The organism is Actinoplanes sp. NPDC051633, from assembly GCF_040681735.1.
GTDB lineage: Bacteria > Actinomycetota > Actinomycetes > Mycobacteriales > Micromonosporaceae > Actinoplanes.
In genome coordinates, this window is sequence record NZ_JBFAZH010000292.1 from 1 (window position 1) to 7598 (window position 7598).

The 7598-nt window shown below is 71.8% G+C and carries 4 protein-coding genes; 1 reads left to right on the forward strand and 3 read right to left on the reverse strand.

What is annotated here, in order from left to right:
• From AB0M20_RS17995 to AB0M20_RS18005, 3 genes are all read right to left on the reverse strand, one after another.
• On the reverse strand, positions 1-1739 hold a 1739-nt coding region (locus AB0M20_RS17995; RefSeq protein WP_364299426.1), incomplete at its 3' end, for a DNA topoisomerase (ATP-hydrolyzing).
• Between the two features lie 13 nt (positions 1740-1752).
• Positions 1753-3810: a DNA topoisomerase IV subunit B gene (locus AB0M20_RS18000; RefSeq protein WP_364299428.1), complete on the reverse strand. Its 2058-nt coding sequence runs from the start codon at positions 3808-3810 to the stop codon at positions 1753-1755.
• A 124-nt stretch (positions 3811-3934) separates the two neighbouring features.
• Positions 3935-4525 carry an adenylate/guanylate cyclase domain-containing protein gene (locus AB0M20_RS18005; RefSeq protein ID WP_364299430.1) on the reverse strand — a complete coding sequence of 197 codons (591 nt, stop codon included), beginning with the start codon at positions 4523-4525 and terminating at the stop codon, positions 3935-3937.
• A gap of 174 nt (positions 4526-4699) precedes the next feature.
• Between AB0M20_RS18005 and AB0M20_RS18010 the strand changes: the two genes are divergently transcribed.
• Positions 4700-7498 (forward strand): AAA family ATPase, encoded by a 2799-nt coding sequence (locus AB0M20_RS18010; RefSeq protein WP_364299432.1) that lies wholly within the window; start codon positions 4700-4702, stop codon positions 7496-7498.
• Positions 7499-7598 lie beyond the last annotated feature (100 nt).

Consider the following 7598-nt stretch of genomic DNA (forward strand, 5'->3'; position numbering starts at 1 on the left):
ACCGCGCGGACCGCATCGTGCTTGACCCGGCCCGACCGTCGCCGGCCCTCGGTGGCCTCCTCGCTCTCCGCCGCGGTCCGGGCGATCAGCCCGGTCGCCGACAGGATCACCTGGCACGGGTCGTCGGCCACCTCGAGCGGGCCGGCCGGCGCGGACGCGGCCAGCACCTCCTTGAGGTCGCCGTCGATCAGCGTGGTGCGCCGCGGCCCGCCGAACTCGGACGCCACCGCGGCCAGCTCGTCGGACACCACCTGCTTGAGCACGGCGTCGTCGTCGAGGATCCGGCTCAGCTCGGCGATCTCGGCGCGCAGCCGCTCCTGCTCGGTCTCCAGCTCGATCCGGTCGAACCGGGTCAGCCGCCGCAACGGCGTGTCCAGGATGTAGGTCGCCTGAATGTCGGTCAGCCCGAACTCGCTCATCAGCGACGCCTTGGCCGCGGCCGCGTCGTCGCTGGCCCGGATGATCGCGACCACCCGGTCGATGTCGATCAGCGCGATCAGCAAGCCGTCGACCAGGTGCAGCCGGTCCTGCCGCTTCGTGCGCCGGTGCGTGGTGCGCCGGGTCACCACCTCGTATCGGTGCTTCAGGAACACCTCGAGCAGTTCCTTGAGCCCGAGCGTCTGCGGCTGCCCGTCGACCAGCACCAGGTTGTTGATGCCGAAGGACGACTCCAGCGGGGTCAGCCGGTAGAGGTCGGCGAGCAGCGCCTGCGGGTTGACGCCGACCTTGCACTCGATCACCAGCCGGGTGCCGTGCTCGCGGTCGGTCAGGTCCTTCACGTCCGCGATGCCCTGCAGCCGGGCGGCCTGCCGCTGGCCCTTCTTGGGTCCGGAGACGATCAGCTTGCCCTTCACCTCGTCGGTGATGGCCTCGATGATCTTCTCGGTGCCGACGCCGTAGGGCAGCTCGGTGACCGTGATCGCCTGCCGCCCGCGGCCGCCCTCGAGCGGCCCGGTGTTCGCCCGCGCGCGCATCCGCACCACGCCCCGGCCGGTCTCGTACGCCCGCCGCACCTCGTCCAGCCCCAGCAGCTGGCCGCCGGTCGGCAGGTCGGGCCCGGGAACCATCCGCATGATCTCGTCGAGGTCGGCCTCGGGTGCGGTGATCAGGTGCCGCGCGGCGGCGACGACCTCGCCGAGGTTGTGCGGGATCATGTTGGTGGCCATCCCGACCGCGATCCCGGACGTGCCGTTGACCAGCAGGTTGGGGAAGGCGGCCGGCAACACCTTGGGCTCCACCTCGGAGCCGTCGTAGTTGGGCTTGAAGTCGACCGTGCCCTCGCCGAGCTCCCCGACCAGCAGCATCGCCTCGCGCGACATCCGCGACTCGGTGTAGCGCTCGGCGGCCGGGCCGTCGTCGGGCGACCCGAAGTTGCCGTGGCCGTCGATCAGCGGGGCGTTCAGCGAGAAGTCCTGAGCGAGGCGGACCAGGGCGTCGTAGATGGCCAGGTTGCCGTGCGGGTGGTAGCGGCCCATCACGTCGCCGACGACGCGGGCCGACTTCACGTACGGCCGGTCGGGGCGGTGACCCTGCTCGGTCATCGACCAGAGGATGCGCCGGTGCACGGGCTTGAGGCCGTCGCGCGCGTCCGGCAACGCCCGGGAGTGGATGACCGAGTACGCGTACTCCAGGTAGGAGTCCTCGACCTCGGTGCTGATCGAGTTGTCGATGACGCGGGCGCCGGCCTGGTCGAACGACGACAGGTCGACCCGCTGCGACTCGTTCTTGCGGCGTGCCATGGAACCTCTCCCGTCAGGCGTCGATCGTTTCCTGGTCGATCCGGCCGGCGGCCTCGATCAACCAGTTCTTCCGCGGCTCGACCCGCTCGCCCATCAGCAGCTCGAGCGTGGCCTCGGCGGCCTCGGCGTCGTTCAGGGTGATCCGGCGCACGGTGCGGGTGGCCGGGTTCATGGTGGTGTCCCACAGCTCGTCAGCGTCCATCTCACCGAGGCCCTTGAACCGGGGCACCGGTTTCTGCACCTGCTTGCCGGATTTCTCCAGCCGGGCGACGGTGGACTCCATCTCCTGCTGCGTATAGGTGTAGAGCGTCTCGCTGTTGCGGCCCTTGGTGACCACCTTGTGCAGCGGCGGCATCGCGGCGAAGAGCCGGCCCTGCTCGATCACCGGGCGCATGTACTTGGCGAACAGCGTGATCAGCAGGGTGCGGATGTGCGAACCGTCGACGTCCGCGTCCGCCATGATCATGACGCGGCCGTACCGCATCGTGGCCATGTCGAAGGTGCGGCCGGAGCCGGCGCCGAGCACCTGCACGATGGCCGAGCACTCGGCGTTGTCCAGCACCTGCTGCAGGCTCGCCTTCTGCACGTTGAGGATCTTGCCGCGGATCGGCAGCAGCGCTTGGTATTCCGAGCTGCGCGCCATCCGGGCCGTCCCCAGCGCGCTGTCGCCCTCGACGATGTAGATCTCGCTACGGGCGATCCCGGTGCTGCGGCAGTCGACCAGTTTCGGCGGCATGGACGCGCCCTCGAGCGCCGTCTTGCGGCGAGCCGCGTCCTTCTGCTGTTTCTGCGTCAGCCGGACCCGGGCCGCGTCCACCACCTTCTGCAGCACGGTCCGCGCCTCGGCCTTGGTGCGTCGGCCGTCCACATATTCCTTGAGGTGCTGCTCGACCAGGCCCTGCACCACGCGCGTGACGCCGGCCGTGGACAGCTCGTCCTTGGTCTGCGAGGTGAACTGCGGCTCGGGCACCCGCACGTGGACGACCGCGGTCATGCCCTCGAGGTAGTCGTCCAGAACGGGCGCCTCCTCCTTGGGTTTCAGCAGGCCACGGGTGTTGCGCACGGCCTCGGACAGCGCCCGCACGACAGCCCGCTCGAAGCCCTTGCGATGCGTGCCGCCGTGCACGTTGCGGATCGTGTTGGTGAAGCACTCGACGGTGCGTTCGTAGCCCGTCCCCCAGCGGAGCGCGATCTCCACCTCGGCGCGGCGCACGACGTTGGACTGCATCACGCCGTTCTCGTCCGCGGCGTTCTCCTTGTACGTGCCCTCGCCGGTCACCATCAGGATCTGCGACACCGGCTTGTCCGAGGCCGGCGTGAGGAACTCGACCATGTCGGTGAGCCCGTTGGGGTAGTGGAACGTCTCGGTGACCGGTTCCTCGGCGGTGTCGTCGCGCAGCGAATACACCACCCCCGGCACCAGGAACGCGGTGTTGCGCAGCTTGGCCCGGACCGTCTCGACGTCGAGCCGCGCGCCGGTCTCGAAATAGCGGGCGTCGTACCAGTACCGGATCGAGGTGCCGGTCGCCTCGCCGCGCTTCATCTTGCGCACGATGCGCAGCCCGGACTCGGGGTGGAAGCGGGCCTTGGGGCCCTCGCCGTCGAAGGCGCCGGGGACGCCGCGCTGGAACGAGAGCTGGTGGACCTTGCCCTCGCGCTTGATCGTGACGTCGAAACGCAGGGACAGGGCGTTCACCGCGGACGCGCCGACGCCGTGCAGACCGCCGGAGGTCTTGTAGCCCGAACCGCCGAACTTGCCGCCGGCGTGCAGCCGGGTCAGCACCAGCTCGACGCCGTTGAGGCCGCTCTTGGTGTTGATCGCCGTCGGGATGCCCCGGCCGTCGTCGTCGATCTGCACCGAGCCGTCGGCGTGCAGCCACACCGCGACGTTGGTCGCGTGACCGGCGACGCCCTCGTCGGTGCAGTTGTCGATGATCTCGTTGGCCAGATGGTTGACGCCGCGGCTGTCGGTGGACCCGATGTACATGCCCGGGCGCTTGCGGACAGCGTCGAGCCCCTCGAGGTGCGTGAGATCGTCGGCACCGTACAAGATCTCGGGTTGCGCGGTCACGGCGTGTAACTCCCCGCTCGGCAGTGTGGCTCAAGGACGCGGCGAGCCTACCGGTGGAATACGACGCTTTCGCGCAGGCCAGCCGAAGCCGGAACGCGAGCCGTGGTACAAAACAGACAAAACTTCAAGCGACGTGAGCTGAAACACTTGTTCGAGTGACAAGCGCACGGAAGATGTCGACCGGGCGGCCGCCGACCTCCGCGGGCGGCAACTCCTGGTAGTCCACCGAGCTGCTGGAGAGCCGGTGCGTCGCGGGACAGACCACCAGCGTGTCGTGCGGTGCGCACGCCTGCAGCTTCGCCGCGAGGCTGACCGCGCCGCCGCACACCATGCCGTATCCGCCGTCCCGCGCCGCCGCGAGATCCACCATGACGTCGCCGGTGGACACCCCGGCCCGGGTGTGCACCTCGTGCCGGCCGGCCAGACGTACCCCCGATATCGCCTCCTGCACGCCCATCCCGGCGCGGACCGCCGCCGCGGCGCCCCCCTCCGGACGCCGCGACGACAGGCCGAACACCGCCATCACGGCGTCGCCGACGTACTTCTCGACGACCCCGCCGTGATCGCGGACCACCGCCGAGACGAGGGCGAAATAGTCCATCTGCAACGCGCGCACGTCCGCGCAGTCCCATCCGTCGACCAGCGCCGTGAATCCGACGATGTCGACGAACAGGACCGACACGGTCTGCCGGCGTACGCCCGCCACGATGGCCATTTCTTCCACGCTCCCCAAGTCGGCGCTGGCGAGATCAACAATCGCAAGGGCGGGGGTCGCGCGGATCGGCAGAACTACCTATCTGTGATACGTAGTGAGCCGGTCGGATTTGTGACGTAGATCGGCCCCGGGCGACGAGACTGTGCTACGTCGATTCGGTTTAGGCTCCCCCTCATGACCAGCGAAGCGGACGACGCGCCACTCGTCGGGCGCTCCGCGACGCTGCGGGCGGTGCGGCGTGACCTCTCCGAGGCGGGCCCGGGCGGCACCGCGGCGGTGTTCGTGACCGGGGAGAACGGCGTCGGGAAGAGCCGGCTGCTGCGGGCCGCGGCGCAGGAGATGGCCGCGGCCGGCGCGGCGGTGCTCTCGGGTACGTGTCTCGACATCGGCGACGCGTCCCCACTGCATCCCCTGCGCCCGGCCCTGCGCCGCCACGATCCCGACTTCGACGGCCACGGCGCCGACCCGGGCGCCCTGCTCGAGCGGGTGTCGCAGACGCTGCGCTCGGTGGCCGGCGACCGCCGCCTGCTGCTCGTCCTCGACGACCTGCAGTGGGCCGACCGCAGCACCCGCCAGCTGTTGCTCTATCTGCTGGCCGGGCTGGGCGACGTCCGGCTGTCGGTGCTGGCCGCCGTCCGCGCCGAGTCGCTGCAGGGCACCCATCCCCTGCGCCGGGTGCTGGCCGAGCTGCGCCGGCTGCGGTCGGTGCGGGTGGTCGAGCTGACCCCGCTGGACAGGGCCGAGACGCACGAGCTGGTCACCGCGATCGCCGGCGGCGCGGTGCCGGCCGACGACGCCGAGCGGGTCTTCAAGCGCAGCGGCGGCAACCCGTTCGTGGCCGAGGAGCTGGCCCGGGACCTGCGCGACGGCCGGGCCGAGCTGTCCGAGACGCTGCGCGAGATCTTCCTGTCCAGGGTGGACGAGCTGCCCCGCCCGGCGCACTCGGTGGTACGCGCGGTGGCCGCGGGCGTCGAGCCGGTCGGGCACGATCTGCTGGCCGCGGTGGTGCCGCTGACCGCCGACGAGCTGATCGAGGCGATCCGGGCGGCGGTCGCGCACCGCATCGTGACCAGTGCGGAGGACGGCTATCGCCTGCGTCACCGGCTGGTCGCCGAGATCCTGGAGCACGAGGTGCTGCCGGTCGAGCGCGCGGCGTTGCACCGGCGGTATGCGGAGGCGCTCGCCGGCGACACCGACCACGCCCGGCTGGCCTATCACTGGCAGCGTGCGGGCGAGCCGGCGCGGGCGCTGCCGGCGGTGGTGGCCGCGGCGCGTGAGGCCGAGCGACTGCACGGCTTCGCCGAGGCGCACCGCTACTGGACCCTGGCGCTCGACCTGACCGCGCAGGACGGCCAGGACGACCAGCACGACCAGGACGCCCAGCCCGACCCCGGGCTTCTCGGCAACGCCGCCGAGGCCGCGCACCGGTGCGGCGAGCACCAGCTGGCGCTGTCTCGGCTGGAGCAGCTGGCCGGCGGTGGGGAGAACGCCGAGATCCACCTGCGCCGGGCGCGTTACCTGTCCGCGGCGGGCCGGTCGGCGCACGCGGAGCGCGAGTACGAACGCGTGCTCGCCGACCCGGCGTGCACCCCGGCCGAGCGGGTGACCGCGGCGGCGTACCTGGCGGAGCTCCTATTGCACCTGGGGCGATACGCGGAGGCGGGGGTGCGCGCCCGCGAGGCACTGGCCGGCACCGCCTCGACGGCGGACCTGGTGCGGGCGAGCGCGGCACTCGGCTTCAGCTTGGCCTTCCGTGAGGATCCCGACGAGGGTCTCGCGGTGCTCCGGCAGGCCTTGGCGGCGGCCGAGGCTGGCGGCACGCCGGACGACGTGGGCTGCGCGTTCCTGCATCTGGCCGAGCTGCTCACCGGGCCGCTGAACTCCCTCGAGGAGGGTGTGCTCGTCGCGCGGCGGGGCGCGGACCGGGTCGGGGGCACGTACCGGTTGCGGCTGCTGGCGATCGCGGCGAACGGGCTCTTCCGCGTCGGGCAGTGGGCCGAGGCCGACCGGATGCTGGCCGAGGCGATGCGGCAGCGGCCGTCCGGCGCGGACGCCGTGGAGATCCTGCTGGCCCGGTGCCGGTTGTGGGTCGGTTTCGGCGACGTCGAGGCGGCCGAGCGCGACCTCGACGCGGTCGCCACCCTGCTGGCCGGCGGCGGCGCCCGGCACGTGCTGCCGATGCTCACGCTGCGGGCCGGGCTGGCGATGTGGCAGGGCCGGCCCGACGAGGCCCGGCTCGCGGTGCGCCGCGGGCTGACCGAGACCCGCTCCGACGACCTGGTGCTGCTCGGCGTGCTGGCCTGGCACGGGCTGCGGGCCGAGGCCGAGGCGCACTGCGGCGGCGAGGTGCCGGTGGACCCGGCGGCGGTTCGCCGGCTCACCGTCGTGCGCGACCGCATGGCCAAGAGCGTGGACGACGCCGCCGCGCCGGTCCGGGCGGTGGTCGAGGGCTATCTGGACCTCTGCGCGGCCGAGCTGAGCCGCATCGAGGACAGGCACGACCCGGCGCCGTGGGAGCGTGCGGCGAGCGCGTGGGACAAGCGCAACCAGCCCTATCCGGCGGCGTATTCGCGACTGCGGCAGGCCGAGGAGCTGCTGCGCCGCAAGGGTCGCAAGGCGGCCGCGACGGCGGCGTTGCGGGCGGCGTGGGCGACCGCGCAGGCGATGGGCGCGAAACCGCTCGCCGCCGAGATCAGTGCGGTGGCTTCGCGGGCCAGGATCGCCCTGGTGGCCGGCGAGGAGCCGGCGGTGGCGGCCGTGGACGAGGGCGACGAGCTGGCCGTGCTCACCGTCCGGGAGCGTGAGGTGCTGGCCGCGATCGCGGAGGGTCTGACCAACCGCGAGATCGGGCAGCGCCTGTTCATCAGCGAACGCACGGTCGGCGTCCACGTCGGCCACATCTTCGACAAGCTCCAGGTGCGCAGCCGCGTGCAGGCGAGCAGGGTGTTCCTGGAACGCCGTCCCGCCGCCTGACCGGCTGCGGACATATACGTAGTTCTACCGATCCCTAGGTACTTCTCCGGTGGAAAGGTTCGGACCACGGGGGAGCACCCGCCCGGGTCTCAGGCACCGG

Coding starts and splice junctions, on each gene's coding strand:
- AB0M20_RS18005 (WP_364299430.1), bottom strand. CDS start 4,525: ATGGCCATCGTGGCGGGCGTACGCCGGCAGACCGTGTCGGTCCTGTTC.
- AB0M20_RS18010 (WP_364299432.1), top strand. CDS start 4,700: ATGACCAGCGAAGCGGACGACGCGCCACTCGTCGGGCGCTCCGCGACG.